Genomic DNA, 23238 nt, shown 5'->3' on the forward strand with positions numbered 1-23238 from the left:
ATAATAACCCCCGGCCGGTTAACCTAGGCTAGGCTAACTTTCTTTCAAACAGGTTAATTTCTTCATCGCTGCCGGGCAAAGTGATCAGCCCCTGAAAGTTAAATGCCAGGCGTTTAAGTAAATTTACCGAAGCACTGTTATCGACACTGGTAATAGCTTGTAGCACAGCTAAGTTAAGCTGTTCCCTGGCGTGCTTTATCACGGCCTCCACCGATTCAAGACCAAATCCCTGGCGGCAATGCTCGGTTAAAATCGCATAGCCGACTTCCGGATGTTCAACACCGGGGCGTTTGATTAATCCCGACAGGCCTATGGCTTGCCCGGTATCTTTGCGCTCAATGCAATAGAGGCTAAACCCCAGTTCCTGCTGCATCGCCAGCGGCCCGGATTTCAGGTAATTTTCAGCATCATCAAGGGTGCGAATTTGCTTATCGCCGATATTTTCCAGATAGGCAGGTTCATTCATCAGGGTTAACATCAGGGAAGCGTCCTCCAGGTTAACCACACGTAACACCAGACGCGAACTTTCGGTGATGATCATTATTGCTCCTTTTCTAACCTTTATTTACAGCCTTGAAGTTATATCATGCTTCGCTGCGCAGATACAAAAAACCCCGGCAATTGCCGGGGCCGATATCGTCAGGGGCTTAACCTGGCCAAGCCTGGATCAACTGCCTTTGATACGGGTAATGTCGGCACCCAGTGCCTGCAGCTTATCTTCGATATGCTGGTAACCCCGGTCGATATGATAGATGCGATCCACCTGGGTCGGCGAGGTTGCCACTAAGCCGGCAATCACCAAACTGGCAGACGCCCTTAAATCGGTTGCCATTACCTGGGCGCCTTGCAGCGAATCTACCCCAGTAGTGATGGCGGTATTGCCTTCCAGGCGCACATCGGCTCCCATACGCTGCAATTCAGGCACATGCATAAAGCGATTTTCAAAAATCGTTTCTGTCGTGGTCGCCGTGCCCTCGGCAATAATATTTAAGGTCACAAACTGTGCCTGCATATCGGTGGGAAATGCCGGGTGAGGTGCAGTGCGCACATTCACCGCCGTTGGCCGGCGATTCATGGATAATTCAATCCAGTCTTCTCCCGTGGCAATCTCGGCGCCGGCTTCCTGCAGCTTGCTTAATACCGCATCCAAAGCACCGGGATCGGTATTTAAACATTTCACCTGCCCCTGGGTTACCGCAGCCGCCACCAGGAAAGTACCGGTTTCAATACGATCCGGCATTACCCGGTAATGCTCCCCTTGCAAACGGGGGACCCCATCTATCGTCAGGGTATCTGTGCCGGCACCGGAGATTTTCGCCCCCATGGCATTTAAGCAGTTGGCTAAATCAACGATTTCCGGCTCACGCGCGGCATTTTCAATAACCGTTGTGCCTTCGGCCAGGGCAGCCGCCATCATCAGGTTTTCGGTGCCGGTGACACTGACAGTGTCCATAAAAATAGTGGCGCCGGTTAATCTTCCCTGGTTACGGGCAACGATATAACCATTGTCCACTTCTATTTCCGCCCCCATCAGTTTAAGACCATGGATATGCAAGTCGATGGGACGGGCGCCTATGGCGCAGCCGCCGGGCAGGGAAACTTCGGCATGGCCGAAACGGGCCAGTAAAGGTCCCAATACCAAGATCGAGGCGCGCATGGTTTTCACCAGCTCATAGGAAGCCCGGCAATGATCGATCTCACTGGCATCGATCACCACTTCATTGATGTCTAACCACTCAACCTTGGCGCCGAGCTGACTTAGCAGCTTCACCGTAGTATCGATATCATTGAGGCGGGGAACGTTAGTGATAGTAATAGGGGTTTCTGACAGCAAAGCCGCCATCAGGATAGGTAAGGCGGCATTTTTGGCACCGGAAATGGCGACTTCACCTTTAAGTGGTTGCCCACCAATTATTTTAAATGAGTCCAATATACTGTTCTTTTTATCTGGGAGAATTACAGGGGAAGGTTAAACATTTTTTCACGTTGCCATTCGGACGTGGTAAAGGTTTTAATGGTCACGGCGTGGATAACACCGTCGTTAATCACCTGGGCAAGCGGTGCATATACCACCTGCTGCTTTTTCACCCTGCTTAATTCACCGAACATATCGGCAACGGCGATCACCTTACACTGCGAACCGTCGAACTTTACGTGCAGCTCATCCAGCTCAAGGGCCGAATTGATCAAGTTTTCAATTTCAGAAGTTTCCACGGTTTTCTCCTAACACTCTGTAATGGGTAAAAAATGATCGACACCGCTGAGTTTGGCTAATTTAAGCAAATCTTCCGGCAGGTGTGTTAACTCAACTTTTTTATGGGCTTTTTCCGCCTGCTCAACCAAAGCCAGCAGCCAGGCAAGGCCCGCAGTATCGACACCGTTAACGGCTTTTAAATTCAATACCGCACGATCATTTTTTAATAGTTTTTTAATAGTATTATCGGCTAAAGTCGGCACTGTATGACGGGTAAATTCCCCGGACAAAGTACCGCCCTCGTCCGATAGGGCAAATTCAATCTGGCTCACAGGTTAACCTTGCTCTGATTTAAAGACAATATTACGCTGGCTTTTTTCTTTTAGCATTTGCGTGACATAGGGCAGCCCCTTCTGACGGATCAGGCTGCTAAGCTCCGCCTGTTTGCTGTCAAGCAGGCTCACCCCTTCCGCCACCATATCAAAGGCTTTCCATTCGTTGGTTTTGCGGCTTTTACGTACCTTAAAGGAAATATCGATCGGATCGCGCCCCGGTTCTATCACCTGGGTATTTACGGCAACGATCTTCTTTTTCCCCAAAGGTCTGCCCGGTTCAAACTCAACCTTTTGCTTGTTATACAAGGTAAAAACCTGGGCATAGGAAGTCACTAAATATTCCTTAAAAGCCGGCACAAATTCCGCGCGGTCCTTTTTGCTGGTTTTAGCGAAATGCTTGCCGATCACTTTGCCGGCAGCATATTTATAATTGATATAAGGCATCAATTCTTCACGTACGATAGATTTCAGCAGGTTCGGATCTTTTCTTATTTGCGTCTGCTCGTCGGCAAAACGCTTAAAGGTGATCTCAGCCACTTGCTGGATCATTTTATAGGGATCTTTTTTATCTACCTGACCACTGTTTGCATGGGCACTGACACTAAGCCCGACAGCCATTGCCAGCATGGGAAGTAACGCGAAAAATTTTTTCATAATAATCCTAGTCATCACTGCCCTGACTAAACAAGAACTGACCAATCAGCTCTTCAAGTACCAGGGCCGGTTTAGTATCTTCAATAAAGTCACCGGGTAACAAAGTCTCTACCGATTCATCCATAAAGCCCGGATGTAAACCGATAAACTGCTCCCCCAAAAGACCGGCGGTAAGAATGGAGACCGAGGTTGCTTCGGAGAAATTCTTATACTGGGCATAAATATTAAGTGTCACCACAGGCGTATAATCTTCTTCATCCAAAACAATATTACTGACCCGGCCAACCACTACGCCGCCAACTTTGATCGGAGAGCGTACTTTCAGGCCCCCGATATTATCAAATTTAGCGTATAGATCATATGTTTCGCCATTGCCGGAAATACCGCTGTCCGCCACTTTTAACGACAAAACCAATATCGCCACTATGCCCAGGGCCACGAAAAAGCCCACCATTAACTCTATTTTTTTTGACACCATGTCATCCACCCAAATTCTTTTAACAATAAACCAAAAGTTTTTCTAAAAATTCATCAACTCAAGCCAGTGCTCTTCAAATAAGCATCAAGCGACCATTAACCTGCAAACATCAGCGCCGTCAGGATAAAATCTAAGCCCAACACCACTAAAGAAGACTGCACTACGGTTGCGGTTGTCGCCCGGCTGATCCCTTCAGAGGTCGGGTCACAGCTATACCCTTTATAAACCGCAATCCAGGTCACAACAAAAGCAAAAAACAGGCTTTTAATCACCCCGTTTAATATATCTCCCTGAAAGTCCACCTGCGCCTGCATCACAGACCAGAAAGTACCGCCATCTACGCCGAGCCAGTCAACACCGACTAAATGGGCGCCTAAAATGCCGACCATAGAGAAGATCGCCGCCAATAACGGCAGACTGATAAAGCCCGCCCAAAAGCGCGGTGCAATCACCCGGCGCAGCGGATCAACCGCCATCATTTCCAAACTGGATAACTGCTCGGTCGCTTTCATCAAACCGATTTCCGCGGTCAGCGCCGAACCAGCCCGGCCGGCAAACAGCAGCGCCGACACTACAGGTCCAAGTTCCCGCAACAAGGACAAGGCCACCATAGGCCCCAAACTTGCCTCGGCGCCGTAACCCACCAGTATGGTGTAGCCCTGCAGCGCCAGTACCATACCGATAAAAGTCCCGGAGACCAGGATTATAATCAGTGACTGTACCCCGACGGCGTACAACTGGGTCAGCAGCAAGGGCAAACCTTTTCTGACATTTGGTCTGTGCATCAAGGCCGAGGTAAGCATGATCACTGCCCGACCTAAGCCACTGATAAGGTTTACCGTTTGTTGTCCTAAAAAATGTATTTGTTTCATTATTTACCCGCCCCTGTGCCGATAAGCTCTTCCCGGTAAGGGGCTGCATTGAAGTGAAACGGCACCGGGCCATCGGAGTCGCCGTTAATAAACTGGCGCACTAACGGCGATGTTTGCCGGTTAATCTGCTCCGGCGTGCCATGACCGATAATTTTTTTCTCGGCGATAATATAGATATAATCGGCAATACTCATCACCTCGGGCACGTCATGGGAAACCACTACAGAGGTTAAACCCAGGGCATCCGCCAGAGAGCGGATCAAACGTACAATGACCCCCATGGAAATAGGATCTTGTCCGGCAAACGGCTCATCATAAAGGATAAGCTCGGGATCTAAGGCTATTGCCCGGGCCAGGGCGGCGCGGCGCGCCATACCGCCGGATAATTCGCTGGGTTTAAGATGCCGGGCGCCGCGCAGACCAACCGCTTCCAGCTTCATCAGCACCATTTTTTCAATCAGGGTCTCGGATAACTGGCTGTGCTCACGCATCGGAAAGGCGATATTCTCATAAACCGACATATCGCTGAATAAGGCCCCACTTTGAAACAACATGCTCATGCGTTTACGGGTTTCATACAAGGCATTACGCGATAACCCCGGTATGTTCTGGCCGTCAAATAAAATCTTACCGCTTTGCGGTTTCAACTGACCGCCGATCAGGCGCAGCAGCGTGGTTTTTCCTATCCCGCTGGGTCCCATTATCGCCGTGACTTTTCCTTTTGGGATCGACAAACTGATATCATCATAAATGACACGTTCATCCCGTTTAAACGTGATATTTTGAATATCAACTAAAGTTTTTGGCATCTTCTCGGTCTTAACTTCAAGCTTAGTGAAAAATTTTTTGCGGCATTTTACCCCAGAGCAAGAATTACTGCACCAGCAAATCGTAATTAAATATGTCGCTTTGATGTAAGATTTTGTTCATTTTTGTAAGTTTTGTTTGATAGGCACCCGAAGACAGTTGTTACAAAATAAAAGTCACAATTGCCGCGGTTTCAGGGTAAGATCCCCGGTTAGCATCAATAATTGGTTATTTTTTAACTAACAACTTTTAATAATTGGATTTTTTTATCCTCATTCACTATTTTTGCTTTTTTTTTTTACTGCAACCAGCGACAATTTAGGCTGATATTCGGGAGTCGTAGATGTTAGTTCAAATAATTATCTTACTGGGGTCATTGGTGGCCCTGGTATGGAGCGCAGACAAATTTGTTTTTGGCGCTTCTTCATTAGCAAGAAATCTTGGGGTTACCCCTATGGTGATCGGCCTGACCATAGTGGCTATGGGCTCCTCTGCACCGGAAATGATGGTGGCAGGCACAGCATCCTTCCAAGGAAATCCGGATACCGCCATAGGCAATGCCATCGGCTCAAACATTACCAATATCGCCCTGGTGCTGGGGATCACCGCTTTATTCCAGCCCCTGATAGTGTCTTCGAAAACCATTAAACGCGAAATCCCTTTGGTACTGGCCATTACCGCCCTGGCTTATGCCATGTTATACGACCATGAGCTTAGCTTTATCGAGGGCCTGATTTTAATGGTAGGTTTTGCCACCTACATCATCACCTTACTGCTGATCACCTTAAAAAGAAGAAAAGATCACCCGATAGACGACCCTATGATCCTCGAAGCCGAGCAGGAAGTACCTGAAGGTGTCAGCCTGGGCAGTTCCATTTTATGGCTGGTTGTCGGCATCGTGGTACTGCCGTTAAGCGCCAATTTCCTGGTGGATTCTTCGGTATTTATTGCCAAAGCATTCGGCATCAGCGATCTGGTGATAGGGTTAACCATTATTGCCATAGGCACCAGTTTACCTGAATTAGCCGCCAGCATCATGAGCCTGATCAAAAAAGAAGACGATCTGGCACTGGGTAATATTATCGGCTCAAATATTTTTAACATTTTAGCGGTATTGTCCCTGCCGGGACTCATTGCCCCCGGCGCCATTGATGGCCATGCCGCCACCCGGGATGCCCCTTATATGTTAGGCGTCACCCTGCTGCTGATCCTGTTATGTTTCAGCCGCCAGCGGGGGGCATTCAGGGTAGGCCGGACAAAAGGCGGCATACTGCTGGGCTGTTTTATTGCCTACCAGTACATCCTTTTTAGCCAGTTAAGTCATTGATAACAGTCGTAGCCCTAACAGGCTCCAGAAAAGTGCCATGAAAAACTTTAAGCAATTAGCAAAAAATGTCCTGAAAATAGAGCAGCAAGCCGTGGCTGAACTGGATCAATATATCGATGACAGCTTTGAAACGGCATGCCAGCTGATGTATCACTGCAAAGGCCGGGTCATAGTTATCGGTATGGGCAAGTCCGGCCATATCGGCGGTAAAATAGCCGCAACTTTGGCCAGTACCGGCACCCCGTCCTTTTTTGTTCACCCGGGAGAAGCCAGCCACGGCGACCTGGGCATGATCACCAGTGATGATGTCGTGCTTTGTATTTCCAATTCCGGAGAAACCAGTGAAGTCCTGGCCATTATCCCGGTGATCAAACGCATCGGCAGCAAACTCATTGCCATGACGGGCGAGCCCTTATCTACCCTGGCAAAACTTTCCGACACCCATGTTTGTATCAAGGTTTCCCAGGAAGCCTGTCCGCTGGGACTGGCGCCGACCTCCAGCACCACGGCAACCCTGGTAATGGGTGATGCCCTGGCGGTGGCGCTGTTAAACGCCCGCGGTTTTACCGCAGATGACTTTGCCCTGTCCCACCCAGGCGGCAGTTTAGGCAAACGTCTGTTGCTGCGCCTGGGAGATATCATGCATCAGGATGAACGCCTGCCCGTGGTCACGGATAAAGCTTTTATTAAAGATGCCCTGGTAGAAATGTCCCTTAAAGGCTTAGGCATGACCGCCGTCACCAACAAACAAGGTCAGTTGGCCGGGTTATTTACCGATGGCGATCTTCGGCGCATACTTGATGATAAAATAGATATTCATCAAGATAATATCGCCTCTGTGATGACCATATCTCCGACCACCGCCCAAAGCGATATGCTGGCGGCAGAAGCCTTGAAGATAATGGAAGATAAAAAAATCAACGGCCTGATCATCGTCGATGAAAACAATAAACCTGTCGGCGCCATGAATATGCATGACTTACTGAAATCGGGAGTGTTGTAATGAATACCTTATACGGCCAGGTAAAAAAACAAATCCTGGACAAAGCCGCGCAAATAAAATTACTGGTGTGTGATGTCGACGGGGTCTTTTCCGACGGCCGTATCTATCTGGGCAACGACGGCGAAGAGCTGAAAGCTTTTCATACTAAAGACGGTTTTGGCATCAAAGCATTAGGCGCAAGCGGTGTTGACATTGCCATTATCACCGGCAGGCGTTCCAATATCGTGACCCAACGCATGCAGGCGTTAAATGTCAGGCATATTATCCAGGGAGAAGAAGATAAATTTCCCGCATTAACCGCCCTGGCACAGCAACAGGAACTGGGCCTGGATGAAATCGCCTATATCGGCGACGACATTCCGGATCTGGCCTGTATCGAACATGTCGGCCTGGGGATTGCAGTACAGGATGCCCATCCGAGTGTACTGAACGGCGCTGATTATACCACCTTTACCCGCGGCGGCTTTGGCGCGGTACGTGAAGTCTGCGATCTCATCATGCTGAGCAAGGGCAGCCTGGCCGGGGCAAAAGGTGCCAGTGTATGAGCCGATTATCGGTTTTAGCGCTGATCTTTTTTTTATCAAGCGTCTTAGTCTATGGCGTGGCCGAATGGCGCTCGTCCCTGGTGGAGCAAACCGATGCCATCGACAGCGAGTTGATCCCGGACTTTATCGCCGAAGCGCTGAAAAGCGATATTTACGATATTTCCGGTAAACTCTCCCATAAAATCGATGCCCAACGCATGGAGCATTATGCCAGTCTGGAGTTCACCCATTTTGAATTCCCCGATTATACCTTATACCCGAAAAATGAATCTTCTCCCTGGAAAGTCAGTGCAAATGAAGCAACTTTATATAATAACAATAGGGTTATTCTGGAAAATCGGGTACGCTTGTTAGCAACAGCACCAGAAAGTCTGGTAAAAGAGATTCATTGTAAATACTTAGAATTAGATTTGAATACCAACATCATCAGCTCAGATCAAACGGTAGTGATCAAAGGAAAAGATTTCACTATGCACGGCTCCGGGCTGATAATTGACCTAAACACTAAACAGATGACACTTACTGAACATGTCCAGACCATTTATGAAAAATCTAGCCGCTAGTTTGCTGCTACTGAGCTCGGTAATCGCTGTACCGGGCGTTAACGCCGCCAAGGCGGATTTTGAGCAGAGAATAAAAATAGACTCAGATCGCCAGGCCGCCGACTTAAAAAACAAGATCGCCAGCTACCTGGATAATGTCAAAATAACCCAGGGCTCTTTGGTGATCAATGCCGATATCGTCCAGGTATTCGGCGAAAAAGACAGCGACGTAAAGACCTACCTGGCCAAAGGCAACCCGGCCACCTTCGAGCAGTTGCTCGATGACGGCAACATGATCAATTTACAGGCAGACGAAATCAAATATGAGCCGGGTAAGAATATGATCACTATCTCCGGTCACGCCCTGTTGCGCCAGCAAGACAGCCAGGTCAGCGGCTCCAGGATCACCTACAATACCCTGACCGAACAGCTCAGCGCCGAAAGTGATAAAAATGAACGTGTGACCACGATATTAGAACCCGAAAGCAAAGATAAAGATAAAAATTAAGCTATGAGCAAAGCAACCTTAGTCGCACAAGGACTGGCAAAGGCCTATAAAGGCCGTAAAGTGGTGAAGAATGTCAGCCTGGAGGTCTCTTCCGGACAAATCGTCGGCTTACTGGGCCCCAACGGCGCAGGCAAAACCACGTCTTTTTATATGATCGTCGGCTTAGTGACTAACGACAGCGGTAATATTACCCTTAATGACGAAGATCTGACCTTAGCACCTATGCATGAGCGGGCACGCAAAGGCATAGGTTACTTGCCTCAGGAAGCTTCTATTTTCAGAAAGTTAACCGTTTATGACAATATCATGGCGATACTGCAGACCCAGAAACATCTCAGCGCCGTCGAGCGGGAGCAGAAACTGGAGCACCTGCTGGAAGAATTTAATATCGGCCATATCAAGGATAATACCGGTATGAGCCTGTCCGGCGGCGAGCGTCGCCGGGTGGAAATAGCCAGGGCCCTGGCGGCGGATCCGAAATTTATTTTGCTTGATGAACCCTTCGCCGGAGTTGACCCTATTTCTGTAGGTGATATAAAGAAGATAATAATACATTTAAAACAGCGCGGCATTGGCATATTAATTACCGATCACAATGTCAGGGAAACCCTGGATGTATGTGAACATGCTTATATCGTCAGCCACGGAGAATTGATCGCACAAGGGAATGCAGATCAAATACTTGCAAATCAGCAGGTAAGAGATGTATACCTAGGAGAGCAATTCACGCTATAGTTAGGTATAAGTTATGCCGCTACATTGGCAATGCCGCTAATGAGTTAACAGACTATTTGATTAGACGTGAATTTTTGGTTGAATATTACCGGGTTACTGCCTCTTTATCAGAGACTTTTTTCCTTAAAGACCAATAAAACAAACGTTTGATTAAAACAACAGGAAGATAAAAGACGTAGATGCGCCCTACACTTCAGCTCCGAATCGGACAACAATTAACCATGACGCCTCAGTTGCAGCAGGCGATAAAGCTATTGCAACTGTCAACCCTAGATCTTCAACAGGAAATTCAGGAAGCCCTTGAAAGCAATCCCCTGCTTGAAGTGGAAGAAACCCCGGTAGCAGAAAAAGAGACCTCATCCAATGATCTCGAAGAAGCCTATTCAGCTACGACCCAGAGCGAAACAAGCGCGAGCACAGAGCAGACGCCCAGCGACGGCAGTGAAGAAGCGGCCCCGACCCTAGATGAAATCAGTACCACAGAAGCGCTGGAAAAATCCGATATTCCCGATGAACTGAACATGGATACCACCTGGGAAGAAAGCTTCAGCGCCGGCATTTCCGGTCCCGCCAGCAGTGCGCCGTCGGAAGACTTTACCTACCAGGGGGAAACCACGGACTCGATACAGGATCATTTACGCTGGCAGATGGATTTAACGCCGTTTTCCCCCACGGATGAAGCCATTGCCACTGCCATCATAGATGCCATCGACGACAGCGGCTACCTTACCGTCAGCAGCGAAGATGTCCTGGAAAGCGTCGGCGGTGAAGATGTTGAATTAGACGAAGTGGAAGCGGTATTAAAACGTATTAATATGTTCGACCCTATCGGGGTCGGCGCCCGCTCGATTTCGGAATGCCTGCTTATTCAATTAAATCAGTTCGATAAAACCACTCCCTGGCTGGAAGAAAGCAAACTGGTGGTGCGCGATTATATCGATTTACTGGGTAACCGGGATTATCGCCAAATCATGCGTAAAACCCGGTTAAAAGAAGATCAGTTAAGGGAAGTGATCCGCTTAATTCAGTCACTGAACCCGCGCCCCGGCGATGCTATCATCCAGGGAGATGACCAATACGTGATCCCGGATGTCTCGGTAGAGAAGAAAAATGGCCGCTGGGTCGTGGAGCTCAATCCGGATACCGCACCTAAGCTGTCCATTAACCAGCAATATGCAGCTTTGTCCCGTACCATGAAGTCATCCAATGATAACCAGTTTATCCGCTCGAACCTGCAGGAAGCCAAGTGGTTTATCAAAAGCCTGGAAAGCCGCAACGATACCTTGCTTAAGGTATCCAACTGTATCGTACAAAGGCAGCAGGGCTTTTTTGAATACGGACCGGAAGCCATGCGTCCCATGGTGTTAAATGATATTGCCGAAGCCGTGGAAATGCATGAGTCGACCATTTCCCGGGTCACCACGCAAAAATACATGCATACCCCAAGAGGAATTTTTGAACTGAAATTTTTCTTTTCCAGCCATGTCAGCACAGAAAACGGAGGTGAATGTTCATCAACCGCCATCAGGGCACTGATTAAAAAAATCGTCTCAGCTGAAGTTCCCTCGAAACCTTTGAGTGACAGCAAAATAGCCGAATTACTGGCTGAACAAGGCATTAACGTCGCCCGACGCACCATAGCCAAATACCGTGAGTCTTTGTCTATTCCGCCGTCGAATCAACGTAAAAGTTTACTTTAATTAACCTCATCTATAAGGATAAAGCTTATGCAAATTAATCTTTCAGGCCACCATGTAGAAGTTACCACCTCATTACGTGATTACGTTAATACTAAGTTTGCAAAGCTGGAACGACATTTTGACAACATCAACAACGTCTATGTCGTATTAACCGTTGAAAAATTAAATCAAACAGCGGAGGCCACCATACATCTCAACGGCGGTGAAGTCCATGCCTCTTCCCAGCACGATGATATGTATGCCGCTATCGATAACCTGGTTGATAAACTCGATCGCCAAGTCTTAAAACACAAAGGTAAAATGACCCATCACTAAGCATTATGAAGTTGCAAAATATCCTCACCCTGGACTGCACGGTGTGTGCAGTCCCCGCTGGCAGTAAAAAGCGCATTTTAGAAAAAATTTCTGCGGTTGCGGCCGTTAAGATGACGGATTTCAGTCAATTTGAATTACTGGAAAGCCTGATGAACCGGGAAAAGATGGGCAGTACCGGCATAGGCAACGGTATCGCCATCCCCCATGGCCGTCTGGTCAATGCCAAACACCCGGTTGCTGTGCTGTTGACCACGCAAGAACCCATCCCTTTTGATGCCATAGACAACCGGCCGGTTGATATTTTTGTTGCCTTATTTGTCCCGGAAGATTGCTGTAAAGATCATTTAAGTACCTTGCAAAGTATTGCTAAACTGTTCAGTAATAAGCAAACTACCAAACAAGTAAGGAAATGCCTGAGTGATCAGGAGCTTTTTGAACTTGTCAGCCAAATGGACTAATCCATGAACGTCATGATCAGCAGTACCCGCCCCTGCTTAGCCTCAGGCAACAAGCTTGCGTTTGTTCAACAGCCATGCCACCAATCACTAAATAAGAATATACCAAGATGAAACTGATTATCGTCAGTGGCCGTAGCGGTTCGGGAAAAACCGTCGCCCTGCGGGTACTGGAAGATTTGGGCTATTATTGTGTTGATAATATCCCGGTTAACCTGTTGCCGGCCTTAACCCATACCGTGATCAACGACTACGAGAATGTCGCCGTCAGCCTGGATGTCCGCAACCTGCCGGACGAACCCGGCGATATCGCGGAAATGATCGATTACCTGCCAAAATCGGTGGAGCTGAATTTCCTTTACCTGGATGCCAATGACGCCGATTTGATCAAACGTTTTAGCGAAACCCGGCGTTTGCACCCGCTGATCCGCCGCAATATCCCGCTGGATCAGGCGCTGTCGCTGGAGAAAAAATTACTGGAGCCGGTATCGAGCCGGGCCGATTTATTTATCGACACCAGCCAGCTTTCTCCCCATCAGCTGTCAGACTTGGTCAGGGAGCGTATTTTAGGGAAGAAATCCGGCTCTATGGTACTGGTGTTTGAATCTTTTGGTTTCAAGCACGGTATCCCCCCCGATGCCGATTATGTTTTTGATGCCAGGTTTTTACCCAACCCGTTTTGGGAGAAAGATCTCAAAGGTTTTACCGGATTGGAGCAACCGGTAAAAGACTTTCTCAGCAGTCAGCCGCTGGTGACAAAATTTATCTGGCAAATCAACAGTTTTATGCTGACCTGGTTACCTCATCTGGAACGCAATAACCGCAGTTATGTCACCATTGCCATCGGCTGTACCGGCGGCAAGCACAGATCTGTCTATATTGCCGAGCTGTTGGCGAATAACTTTCGCAAAGAGCGGGATGATGTGCAATCCCACCACAGGGATATTGGCATTACAGCAAGCTAACACTCAAAAACAGCTTGATGCGCAATCCTTCCTCGACAACGGGGATATCGGTACTACAGCAAGCTAACGCTTAATTATTCAATGTAAAACGGGTGAGCTATTGTCACCCGTCTCCAACAAAGAAATAGCCGCGTAAGCGCTAACCAGGAGACTACAATGGCGGTATTAGAGAAGAAAGTCACCATCACCAATAAACTCGGCTTACATGCCAGGGCTGCCAGCAAACTGGCACAGTTGTGCAGTGAGTTTGACGCCGAAGTCATGTTAGAGCTTGAAGACAATCAGGCAGATGCCAGCAGCATTATGGCGCTGATGCTACTTGCCGGCGGCCAGGGAAAAGAAATCACGGTAAAAACCCGGGGCAGCCAGGCCAAAGAGGCTTTACAGAGTATTTGCCAGCTGATCACGGATAAATTCGACGAATCTGAGTAACTCTGCTCGGACAACTTAAGATAAACCGATAAAAAAGCTGAAAAAAAAACGCGATTACGGTAAACTTCACAGCAATAGCAAAACTGAAGCTTTTCCAGAGCCCTTCATTTATATGCTATTTTTCATCTAATAATTTTTCAGATTCGTTCCATAAACGGCACAGGGTTGATATATGCCGGAAATTTCAGAGCAAGAATTTAACCAGCAACGGCTACAAGAAGTCAATGAGGCCCTTGGCAGTGGTATGTTCGTCTATGTGCGTAAATTACTGCACAACCTGCCTCCCTATGATTTAGCGCTGATTTTAGAGTCTTCCACCGCCAAAAGCCGCCCGGTATTATGGCAGCTGATCGAACCCGACAACCAGGGGGAAGTGCTTGAAGAGCTGAGTGAGGAAGTACGTAAGGGCATACTCAAAAGCATGCGCCCGGAAAAAGTCGCCGCCGTTGCCGAAGGCATGGATGTCGATGATCTGGCAGAAGTATTACGTACCCTGCCCGACAGCGTTTACCGGGAAGTGCTCAATTCGATGGACTCCCAGGACAGGGCCAGGGTAGAAACCGCGTTATCTTTTGACGAAGATACCGCCGGCGGTATTATGAATACCGATACCATCACCTTACGCCCCGATGTCACCGTTGATGTTATCTTGCGTTACCTGCGCCTCAAAGGCACCTTGCCGGAAGCCACCGACTCCTTTTATGTCGTTGATCGCCATGACAGGTTTATCGGCGCCGTTTCCCTGTCGGCCCTGGTCACCGCCAAAACCGAAACCGTGGTTTCCAACCTGATCGACGCCGAAATAGAGGCCGTGCCCGCCGATATGCCGGAAACCGATGTCGCCCAGCTGTTCGAGCGCCACGACTGGTTATCGGCCCCTGTGGTAGATGAAAATCGCCGCCTGCTCGGCCGGATCACCATAGATGATGTGATTGATATTATTCGTGAAGATGCCGAACATTCTATGATGAGTATGGCGGGTTTGGATGATGAGGCCGATACCTTTGCCCCGGTCATCAAAAGTACCAGCCAGCGTTCAATCTGGCTCGGGGTAAACTTGATCACCGCCCTTTTTGCCGTCGCCGTCAGCAGCCAGTTTGAAGAACTGCTCAGCATTTTACCTATCCTGGCAATACTCAATTCTCTGGTACCCAGTATGGGCGGGGTTGCGGGCAACCAAACCCTGACCCTGGTGATCCGCGGTATTGCCCTGGGGCATGTCGGCGACAGTAACGCCCGCTCGTTATTGTACAAGGAGCTGGCGGTCGGCTTTTTAAACGGAGTCATTTGGGCCTTTCTTATTGCCAGTTTTGTTGCCCTGTGGAAACAGGATTTGATGCTCGGCGGCGTAATAGCCTTCGCCATGTTGATGAATTTAACCGTGGCTGGCATCGCCGGGGTGGTGATCCCCCTGCTGTTGAAAAAACTTTCCATAGATCCGGCGTTGGCAGGCAGCGTTATTTTGACCACAATCACAGATGTGGTCGGTATTTTTGCCTTCCTGGGTACCGCAACCTTATTGTTGCAATAAAGCTTAAAATCAGAACCGCTCTCTCGCATCCATGCGATCACGACATACATTACATCCTGTAAATAAAAAACCCTGAAGCATATGCTTCAGGGCTTTTGCGATATAAGCGCGTTCAAAGAGCAACTTTACGGTTAATTACCGGCAACCTGCATTTCATCAATCAACAATGAACCCGTGCGTATGCTGCCTTTCATATCGGTATCGCTGCCGACCGCCACCAGGCCTTTAAACATGTCTTTTAAATTGCCGGCTATGGTGATTTCCGACACCGGATAGGCTATTTTGCCGTTTTCTACCCAGAAGCCGGCAGCGCCGCGGGAATAATCACCGTTGACCACATTCACCCCCTGCCCCATCAATTCGGTCACCAGCAAACCCGTGCCCAACTGTTTAAGCATGGCATCGAAATCACCGCCGTTAGCCGTTACCAGCCAGTTATGGATACCGCCGGCATGGCCTGTGGTGGTTAAACCTAATTTCCGGGCGGAATAACTGGTTAACAGGTAGCTTTGCAGCTGGCCATTGACAATAATATCCCTGTCTGTGGTTTTCACCCCTTCGCTGTCGAAAGGACTGCTCGCCAGGGCCTTGGCCAGGTGCGGACGTTCATGGATAGATAAAAATTCGGGAAATATTTGCTGTCCTAAGGCGTCAACCAAAAATGAAGACTTACGGTACAAATTACCGCCGCTGTTAGCGGCAATAAAATGGCCAAAAACGGTATTGGCAATATCCGCCCGGAACATGACCGGCACTTTAGCCGTTGACAGCTTATGGCTGTTCAGCCGCGACAATACCTCTTTTGAGGCCTGCTCGCCTATGCTTTTACCGTCCACCAAGTCGGCAAAGTCACGGTTGACGGTATAGGCATAATCCCGCTGCATATCATCGCCGTCAGTGGCGATCATCACGCAACTGAGGCTGTGGCGGCTGCTGGGGTAACCCACCAGCTGACCGTGACTGTTACCATAAACCTTAAAGCCTTCAAAACTTGCCAGAGTCGCGCCGTCAGAATTGGTAATGCGCTTATCAAAGCTCAGGCCGGCATCTTCACATTCTTTGGCGATGGCAATAGCCCGATCTGTGGACATTTCATGGGGATGATATAAATCCAGATCAGGCGGGTCCATCGCCAGCAGTTCTTTATCCGCCAAACCGGCACAATCATCTACCGAAGTATATTTGGCGATATCCACCGCCGCCTGAACCGATTTCGCCAGGGCAGCTTCGGATAAATCCGCGGTTGAAGCACTACCTTTACGGCCGTCCTGATAAACCGTGATCCCCAGGGCACCGTCATTGGTGAACTCGACATTTTCAACATCGCCAAGGCGGGTACTGACACTTAATCCCTGCTGACGGCTCATGGCAACCTCGGCACCGTCAGCCCCTAAAGACTTGGCGAGTTCGAGCACTTTAGCTACACGTGTTTTTACCTGATCTACTTGTTCAAGAAGACTGTTTGATTCGCTCATGATGTTATTTTTATCCTGCTGCCACGCTAACATACAGTGCATTCCAAGATTAAGGTTTTTTGCCTTAACCGCTTTGTTGTATACTAGAGGCATTATTTCTTTTGATAACAAACATTATGCACCACTCTTCACACGATATCGACGAATTAGATGAAGATCTGAAAAGTAAATCTGAAATAAAAAGAGAAATGCACCAGTTGCAGGAATTTGCCCTGCAACTGGTAAAGATGTCTAAACATCAGCGCAGCCGCTTGCCGCTCACGGAAACTTTACAGGAAGCCATGGTGCTCGCGGATAAAATTCAGAATAAACATGAAGCTTTAAGCCGTCACATCCGTTATATTGCCAAAGTCTTATCGGAAACCGATCTGGCCCCCATCCACCAGGCCATGGACGTGATGGCCAACAAACATCAGCAGGAAACCGCCAAATTTGTCCGCCTGGAACAGCTCAGGGATGAATTAATTGAACAAGGGGCAGATGCCATTGAAGCCCTGCTGGCAGAATATCCTGGGTTGGAACGACAAAAGTTGCGTCAACTGGTACGCCATGCCGCTAAAGAAAAAGCCGCCGAGAAAACCGGCAAGCATTATAAAAACCTGTTCGGCTATTTAAAAGAAAACGCCCAAGGTTAATTAAAAAAGCAGAAGCCGGGTAAAGGCTTCTGCTTTTCTCATTCAGGTAAAGATTACATCTCTACCCCACAATCTCCCCAGGCAACGGTATAGGTATGGGTGGTAATATGCTCACAATCCTTCAAGGTCGCAGCCCCACCATTAATGTCTTTAGTTTGCTCGTTGGGCAATTCATTTAAGTCTTTAGAAAGGTTAGCTAAATTTTTCTTTTTTAAAGTAAGTTTCATTTTTATTCCTTATTATCAATTAAAAGCAGTCAACTTCACTCGGCTTACAAACACAACTGTGCACAACCGACACTATGGTTTTGTTCGCTGAAGCCAAACCGCCGGCAATCGCGGCCGTTTCTTTTTTAGGCAACAGATTGACGTCATTGCTTAATTGCTTAACTGCTTTTTTTTTCAAAGTTAGTTTCATTTTTTCTTCCTTATTGTTGTTTTCTAACTGTGTTTAAGGCTTGAATGGTAATACCGCCTTAAAAAGTCATATGCCACCAACTCCTGTTGTCGCCCGTAAGCCTTAAACATCCTGTTCGTATGCATATGTAATATGGAATTAAGCAGTGTTTTAATTTCACAGCCTAATACTCCATCCTTGTCCAGCGCCAGGATCCTTTCCACATCCGGCGCTATCAGCTCACTCCTTCGCTCGAGTATGCTGTTGATCTCACTAAACAGGGCATCATCGTTTTCTGATACCAGCGCTGTTTTTAATACTTGTTCATGTTCACGGAATTTTTCTCCCAGCTGTTTCCTTAACCGGGCATTCTCATTAAATTCTTTACCGTAACCTATGCGCAGGCCATCCATTAATTCATACTTTTCCTGCATGGATAAGCCAAAATCATCAAGCAGGCGGTCGCAGCCTAAAATTGCAGCGTAACCCCGCGCGGTTTCATCATATTCCGCAGTCAGGTCGGCGGTTTCTATCGCGGTAATGCTGTCGGCGGCAAAGATATTCTCAACATAAGGCATTGAGGTTGCCCCGCCATAACGTTCCACTTCCCGGTCATAGGTAAAGAGCTCTATCCGTTTTAACTGACCGTTTTGGATCAGGGGATCAAGTTCTGCGTAACAGGCGGGTAATACCAGCTGCATCAGCTTGTCCGGTGCGCCATAAAAGCGCAGCCTTAAATGCCAGTCGGGATCGCCGTAGCGGATAAAAAAGCTTTTCTCATATGCCCCGCTTGCCTTGAGCTCTGCCATGGCCGGCGCCAGCTTTTCAATCAGGGCCTTTTCGACCTGGCTATTACCGCCGTATATTTTGATACTCAGCCATTCCGATCCCGGCATAAAATTACGCTTTCGGGCGTTTCTGTCCAGCTGGCGATCCGGATGATCGGCATAAACGGGCGAGATCCGGGTATTTTTATTGATAAAAGGGATCAGCAATTCATGGGCAAAATGCTGACCCTGCTGCTGCAACTGACTCGGAAAAACGTGCACGATGGACTCTTTTAACGTCACTTTCTGCGCATATTTAATTTCGCTGAGTAAGATCTCAAAGCAGATGGGATTTAATAAATCCAGGGTCAAGACATTATCGGCAACCGAATAGGTCACCACCCGGGGTAAATTAAACTTCTTCAGCAAAGCCTGAACCTTGTCGGCAAAATCATTATCCGGCTTAATTTTCTCTAGCTCGGCTTTATCCAGGCGCCAGGTGCGGGGCGCTAAAATGATATTATCGAGTTTGACCCTGGGCGTGTAGGCAACATTATTCAGGCTTGCCGGCCAGGAAAAATTCGGCGCCGAGACTTCCTGGTGCTGTAACATGCACAGGAACTTGTAGATCCCCAGGCTACGGCTGGAATAATTATGGGCAGAAGACAAGCGCGGAATGATTTGCTTGTTTAAACGTTTGGACCATAATTTCACCAGACTGCCTTCAACACAAACATAAAGATCACTGACCGGGATCTGCTTATCCGAACTTAAACTGGTATCCGCCAGGAAGACAATCTCATGCTCCCTGAGCCTTGGCCGGGCAATAACATTGCCGGGGCGGCCTTCGGGTAAATGGACAATTTCGGCAAAAACCGCATCCGGCTGTAGGGCTTCTTCTTTTTCTAAGTGCTGTTTCACGTTCTGATACAGTTTGTCATCCAAATGACAAAAGCGCCCCATCAGATTGCCGGCAGACGGGCCTGAGATCCCCTGAAAATGTATTTGTTCCCGGTCATGCTCATCGTTATGCATAGAACACATCACGGAAAAAGAGCCCGGTAATTGCGGCACGGTTTTAATATCGGCGGTCAATTTTTTCAGTTCTTTTTTACTGAGTCTCAGCTCTTCGGTAGTACTGCCCTCACTCAGGGCAATTTTATCCAGCAATAAAGACTCCAGGGCATTAGCTGCCGGTAGTTTAGCTTCGCCGCCATTGACGATTAATTGCAAGCCTGCCAGCAACGGCGTTTCATAGCCGGTATCATCGGTATAGGAGATCCCCGATTCATCATCGAGCAGGTAACTTAAGGGAACAAACTGACCTTCAAAGCGTTTATTAAATTCCGTGGTAAAGGTTTCCAGGGCATTGTTTTTGCGGTAACTGGCCTTATGGAGCAAGGTCAGGCTATCGAGCAACTGCCGGGTGCTCGACTCAGACAGGGTCAGGTTTTCACCACCTTTAAACCAGTCCACCTGGAATAACTTACTTTCTTCCACTTCAAACGGCAGTGCTTTGAGTTGCTGATAAATAGCTTTATAGTCACCGATCTCGGCGCCGCTGGCCTTATCTATCTCATTTATCCTGTGTACTGCCGTCATTATCGCATCCGCCAGCTCACCTTCTCCCAGCGCTACCAGCTGTTTCGCCAGTAAGGCCGCCGGCTCGGGATCGGTCAGCGATAACAGCAGCTCCGGCACCAAGACCCCTTCTTCTACCAGGGAAGCAAAGTATTCATCGATATCTTCACTGTCGGCTTCCGGGAAGCAGGCTTTAAAGTCTGTTTTTAACTGGCCTAATAGCTGTACCTGCTGACAGTTTTGCTGGAGCCAGGTAATACAGTCATCGATTTCCACCGAGCTCAGCCGGTAATGACGGGCATCTTTTGACTGATAGGCTTCGATATACCTAAGCTGATCCCCTACCGGATAACTGCTGGTATTGAGTTTCACCTTAAGGCCGGGCTTGTCCGCCAGCTTTTTCGCCAGCAAGTCTTTAATTGACGACAGATAAAACATATCCAGCCGGGTAATGCGGCGGCTTGCTAAATCGGCAGGTAATTCAAACCGGTTTTCTTCGGCTATTTCACCATTGGAGATCCCGGAAAATAAGCCAAACGGTGTCGGACGCGAGCACATGCGGATAAAATATTTCGCCAGCGAATGGATCAGCTTTTTCTCTTGTTTACTGCCGGGCTTGACTTTCCACTCCAGCAGCCGCTCGCATAATGACGGACTGGCAATATAAAGCGCCTCTTTCACCCCCGGCTGCTCCAGCCAGGATTTTAACGCTTGTACTAATTCACTGTGTTCACCTTGCCACCGGGTTAGTGTCTCAAAAGAAAACTTAGGGGAGCGGGCAAGAAAAAAGTTATCTGCGTATACCGAATTGTTTTGCATGTATAAATCCTTTATTGAAGTAGCAGACATTCCGACCAGTCGGATGAATGCCCTAACGCTGATAACAGGCATAAACCTATGCCTGTATATCCTTCAAGTAAACCTGACTCGGGCAGATAACATTCATCAGCCACCGAGTATTTATCAAACCCGTTGAGACCATCGCGCTCAAAGCGCGCTAAAGTATGATCCAGCCAATATTGGGCTGTAATGAAAAGTTCAGGCGCATCAAACAGTTCACCGGCTTGCTGATACATCAAACATATTCCCGCACTGCCATGGCAAATACCGGCATCGAACACACCCGAGTCATCATCTAAACGTTTGCTGGTAGCCAGCATCAACTGGCGGGAGAATTGAAAGAGTACGTCATCGGCTAATAATTTGCCGGCTCTGCCGAGGATCAGGGCATTGCTTAAGTCACCGTAACACCAACCCAATCGGGTATGGCCGTTGGTGCAAGCGGAATAAGCATAACGGGAGCCGGGTTCTTTTTCTTCCCGAGTCTGGGACATCAGCCATTGACAGCAAGAAGCCAGCACAGGTTCAAACTCAGCCCTTAAAGCCGGGTAGTGCTGACACACACAAGTTAATACCGCAATGACCCCGGGCACGCCGTGGGCGAGACCTAAATTAAACTCGGGGGCTTGCTTGTTAAAGCTATAAACAGAATCGACAGAAGTTTCCCAGGCATGACCGTCGGCGGTGGCTGTAGAATATTGTAATAACAGCTGTAGTGCTTGTCGCAGCAGGCTTATATCCCGGGTGCCCCGTGCCCGCCGCTGGATAAAAGTGATATAACCCAGCAAACCGGAGATAAATTCATACTCTCCCTGCCAGTTTTCGCTCAGATGCTGCTTAAGCAACTGCTCCAGCTCTTCATTGATTTCACCGTTATAGTCATCTTGTTGCAGCAAAAATTCAAATAACCAGCCGATACCGGAAAGTCCGCTGCTAAACGCCGGTTGGTGGCCTATTTGCGCTAAGTTTGTTTGAATGGCATCAAGCCTTTCATCAACCGCATCTTGTGCCGGCATTTCAGGGTAGGCGCATCCGAGCTGCCATAAGAAAACCACTTCTCCGCCAATACCGCCAAATAAAGATAAATCCTTCTCGGCCAGGGGCTTTGCCGTTAATTCCTGCAAAATGCTTTCAAGCGCCAATTTACATTTTGCTTGCTGCTCATCTTTAACAATTTTCTGCCACTTCATATCAAAGCCTGTTTAATGGTTATATGACAACTACAAATACAGTGACTCAGGTTGTTTGTTGTTACCTTACCCGGGCAAGTATTTATTATATAAGCCAATAATGCTTTCCTTATGGCGAACCGTTAATACCCAACAGCCCACTTTGACAATATATCCCTATGTCACAAAGAAACCTTTGTTATGCCATTTATTATTGTAATTATGCCTAATAATCTACTGAGATCAGTTTCCTAAAACCGGCGTAAAAATAATTATCTGACTGAGCAAAAGATTTATCGGTAGGCTGAACGGAAAGGCGCTATTGCCTGGCTACTGTTCGTGCTAAAAGAAGCGTGGAAGAATAAAAATGATGCTGCGTCCACTGCAACTTATCCGGATAGTCTAAATAATTAAAACTACTACCATCCTTTTCCTGGGTGTGATGGGAAACTGATATTGTAAATTTTTTGTTATTATATTTTTCGATATAAAAACTACATAAAAACAATTTGAATGTCAACTTCTTGGCATCAAAGCCAAAAACAATAAAAACCATACATAACAATAGGATAATAAAATTAATTTTCTTAAAGTAAAAAAATTAATTTTAATAAAAGTTAAAAATTGTCAAAAGGCGGCTACTTATATTTTTTAAAGCGGTTAACAAAACTCCTATCAGATGCAGGCAGCAACAGACAGGTATGGTAGTATTCAATGCGTTTTGAGGAGGCAAAAAAGACAAATTTCAGGCGAAAAAAAACCCGACCATAGGTCGGGTTTTCTTATAACCACATAAAATGTGGCGGACGCGGCAGGAGTCGAACCTGCGACCGCCTGGTTCGTAGCCAGGTACTCTATCCAGCTGAGCTACGCGTCCGCAATGGCGGAGAGGGAGGGATTCGAACCCTCGATAGGGTATAAAGCCTATACTCCCTTAGCAGGGGAGCGCCTTCGGCCACTCGGCCACCTCTCCAGTG

General features: G+C 47.9%; 26 protein-coding genes and 2 tRNA genes. 13 read left to right on the forward strand and 15 right to left on the reverse strand.

What is annotated here, in order from left to right:
* Positions 1-28: 28 nt before the first annotated feature.
* The 8 genes from QL234_RS23885 to mlaF all read right to left on the reverse strand — a co-directional run bounded on the left by QL234_RS23885 (position 29) and on the right by mlaF (position 5342).
* Positions 29-541, reverse strand: a complete 513-nt coding sequence (locus QL234_RS23885) for a GNAT family N-acetyltransferase (RefSeq protein ID WP_281560275.1) — start codon at positions 539-541, stop codon at positions 29-31.
* A 126-nt stretch (positions 542-667) separates the two neighbouring features.
* Entirely contained in the window at positions 668-1930 is a 1263-nt protein-coding gene (gene murA / locus QL234_RS23890; protein WP_281560276.1) for a UDP-N-acetylglucosamine 1-carboxyvinyltransferase, read from the reverse strand.
* A gap of 26 nt (positions 1931-1956) precedes the next feature.
* Positions 1957-2214, reverse strand: a complete 258-nt coding sequence (locus tag QL234_RS23895) for a BolA/IbaG family iron-sulfur metabolism protein (RefSeq protein WP_044830446.1) — start codon at positions 2212-2214, stop codon at positions 1957-1959.
* Positions 2215-2223: 9 nt separating this feature from the next.
* Positions 2224-2526, reverse strand: coding sequence for an STAS domain-containing protein (locus QL234_RS23900; RefSeq protein ID WP_281560277.1), 303 nt, complete (start codon positions 2524-2526; stop codon positions 2224-2226).
* A 3-nt stretch (positions 2527-2529) separates the two neighbouring features.
* On the reverse strand, positions 2530-3183 hold the full coding sequence (locus QL234_RS23905; protein ID WP_281560278.1) for an ABC transporter substrate-binding protein: 654 nt from the start codon (positions 3181-3183) through the stop codon (positions 2530-2532).
* Between the two features lie 7 nt (positions 3184-3190).
* Entirely contained in the window at positions 3191-3661 is a 471-nt protein-coding gene (gene mlaD / locus QL234_RS23910) for an outer membrane lipid asymmetry maintenance protein MlaD (protein WP_281560279.1), read from the reverse strand.
* Between the two features lie 95 nt (positions 3662-3756).
* Entirely contained in the window at positions 3757-4533 is a 777-nt protein-coding gene (gene mlaE, locus QL234_RS23915; RefSeq protein ID WP_281560280.1) for a lipid asymmetry maintenance ABC transporter permease subunit MlaE, read from the reverse strand.
* The gene (gene mlaF, locus QL234_RS23920) at positions 4533-5342 is read right to left on the reverse strand and encodes a phospholipid ABC transporter ATP-binding protein MlaF (protein ID WP_281560281.1); all 810 of its coding nucleotides are present in this window, start codon (positions 5340-5342) and stop codon (positions 4533-4535) included. Before mlaF ends, mlaE begins: the two co-directional genes overlap by 1 nt.
* Positions 5343-5683: 341 nt before the next feature.
* Between mlaF and QL234_RS23925 the strand changes: the two genes are divergently transcribed.
* The 12 genes from QL234_RS23925 (at position 5684) to mgtE (ending at position 15398) form a co-directional block, all read left to right on the forward strand.
* The gene (locus tag QL234_RS23925; protein ID WP_281560282.1) at positions 5684-6667 is read left to right on the forward strand and encodes a calcium/sodium antiporter; all 984 of its coding nucleotides are present in this window, start codon (positions 5684-5686) and stop codon (positions 6665-6667) included.
* A 37-nt stretch (positions 6668-6704) separates the two neighbouring features.
* Positions 6705-7670 carry a KpsF/GutQ family sugar-phosphate isomerase gene (locus tag QL234_RS23930; protein ID WP_281560283.1) on the forward strand — a complete coding sequence of 322 codons (966 nt, stop codon included), beginning with the start codon at positions 6705-6707 and terminating at the stop codon, positions 7668-7670.
* Entirely contained in the window at positions 7670-8215 is a 546-nt protein-coding gene (gene kdsC, locus QL234_RS23935) for a 3-deoxy-manno-octulosonate-8-phosphatase KdsC (RefSeq protein WP_281560284.1), read from the forward strand. The genes QL234_RS23930 and kdsC overlap by 1 nt, the downstream gene beginning before the upstream one ends.
* Positions 8212-8778 (forward strand): LPS export ABC transporter periplasmic protein LptC, encoded by a 567-nt coding sequence (lptC, locus tag QL234_RS23940; RefSeq protein WP_281560285.1) that lies wholly within the window; start codon positions 8212-8214, stop codon positions 8776-8778. Before kdsC ends, lptC begins: the two co-directional genes overlap by 4 nt.
* The gene (lptA, locus tag QL234_RS23945) at positions 8759-9265 is read left to right on the forward strand and encodes a lipopolysaccharide transport periplasmic protein LptA (protein ID WP_281560286.1); all 507 of its coding nucleotides are present in this window, start codon (positions 8759-8761) and stop codon (positions 9263-9265) included. The genes lptC and lptA overlap by 20 nt, the downstream gene beginning before the upstream one ends.
* Before the next feature lie 3 nt (positions 9266-9268).
* Complete coding sequence (lptB, locus tag QL234_RS23950; RefSeq protein WP_281560287.1) at positions 9269-10000, forward strand: LPS export ABC transporter ATP-binding protein; 732 nt, start codon at positions 9269-9271, stop codon at positions 9998-10000.
* 179 nt (positions 10001-10179) lie between these two features.
* Positions 10180-11700, forward strand: coding sequence for an RNA polymerase factor sigma-54 (locus tag QL234_RS23955; RefSeq protein WP_281560288.1), 1521 nt, complete (start codon positions 10180-10182; stop codon positions 11698-11700).
* A 27-nt stretch (positions 11701-11727) separates the two neighbouring features.
* Complete coding sequence (gene hpf / locus QL234_RS23960; RefSeq protein ID WP_044830457.1) at positions 11728-12015, forward strand: ribosome hibernation promoting factor; 288 nt, start codon at positions 11728-11730, stop codon at positions 12013-12015.
* Between the two features lie 5 nt (positions 12016-12020).
* Complete coding sequence (gene ptsN / locus QL234_RS23965) at positions 12021-12473, forward strand: PTS IIA-like nitrogen regulatory protein PtsN (RefSeq protein WP_281560289.1); 453 nt, start codon at positions 12021-12023, stop codon at positions 12471-12473.
* A 107-nt stretch (positions 12474-12580) separates the two neighbouring features.
* Positions 12581-13435, forward strand: coding sequence for an RNase adapter RapZ (rapZ, locus tag QL234_RS23970; RefSeq protein ID WP_044830459.1), 855 nt, complete (start codon positions 12581-12583; stop codon positions 13433-13435).
* Positions 13436-13591: 156 nt separating this feature from the next.
* A complete protein-coding gene (locus QL234_RS23975) occupies positions 13592-13867 on the forward strand; it encodes an HPr family phosphocarrier protein (protein WP_281560290.1) in 276 nt (91 codons plus the stop codon).
* A 172-nt stretch (positions 13868-14039) separates the two neighbouring features.
* On the forward strand, positions 14040-15398 hold the full coding sequence (mgtE, locus tag QL234_RS23980) for a magnesium transporter (protein WP_281560291.1): 1359 nt from the start codon (positions 14040-14042) through the stop codon (positions 15396-15398).
* A gap of 131 nt (positions 15399-15529) precedes the next feature.
* Here the strand turns inward: mgtE and pmbA are convergent, their stop codons facing one another.
* A complete protein-coding gene (gene pmbA, locus QL234_RS23985; protein WP_281560292.1) occupies positions 15530-16906 on the reverse strand; it encodes a metalloprotease PmbA in 1377 nt (458 codons plus the stop codon).
* 68 nt (positions 16907-16974) lie between these two features.
* Here pmbA and yjgA point away from each other — a divergent pair, with 68 nt between their 5' ends.
* A complete protein-coding gene (gene yjgA, locus QL234_RS23990) occupies positions 16975-17508 on the forward strand; it encodes a ribosome biogenesis factor YjgA (protein WP_348650731.1) in 534 nt (177 codons plus the stop codon).
* Between the two features lie 53 nt (positions 17509-17561).
* On the opposite strand, the gene QL234_RS23995 is transcribed toward yjgA, so the two are convergent.
* The 6 genes from QL234_RS23995 to QL234_RS24020 form a co-directional block, all read right to left on the reverse strand.
* Positions 17562-17735, reverse strand: a complete 174-nt coding sequence (locus QL234_RS23995; RefSeq protein WP_281560293.1) for a hypothetical protein — start codon at positions 17733-17735, stop codon at positions 17562-17564.
* Between the two features lie 19 nt (positions 17736-17754).
* The gene (locus tag QL234_RS24000; RefSeq protein ID WP_160298205.1) at positions 17755-17925 is read right to left on the reverse strand and encodes a hypothetical protein; all 171 of its coding nucleotides are present in this window, start codon (positions 17923-17925) and stop codon (positions 17755-17757) included.
* A gap of 23 nt (positions 17926-17948) precedes the next feature.
* Positions 17949-21071: a lantibiotic dehydratase gene (locus QL234_RS24005; protein ID WP_281560294.1), complete on the reverse strand. Its 3123-nt coding sequence runs from the start codon at positions 21069-21071 to the stop codon at positions 17949-17951.
* An 11-nt stretch (positions 21072-21082) separates the two neighbouring features.
* Entirely contained in the window at positions 21083-22282 is a 1200-nt protein-coding gene (locus QL234_RS24010; RefSeq protein WP_281560295.1) for a lanthionine synthetase LanC family protein, read from the reverse strand.
* 779 nt (positions 22283-23061) lie between these two features.
* Positions 23062-23138, reverse strand: a tRNA-Arg gene (locus QL234_RS24015).
* A 4-nt stretch (positions 23139-23142) separates the two neighbouring features.
* Positions 23143-23234: transfer RNA gene (locus QL234_RS24020), tRNA-Ser, on the reverse strand.
* Positions 23235-23238: the final 4 nt, after the last annotated feature.

Origin of the sequence: Thalassomonas sp. RHCl1, from assembly GCF_947387555.1 — a bacterium.
Classification (GTDB): Bacteria; Pseudomonadota; Gammaproteobacteria; order Enterobacterales; family Alteromonadaceae; genus Thalassomonas.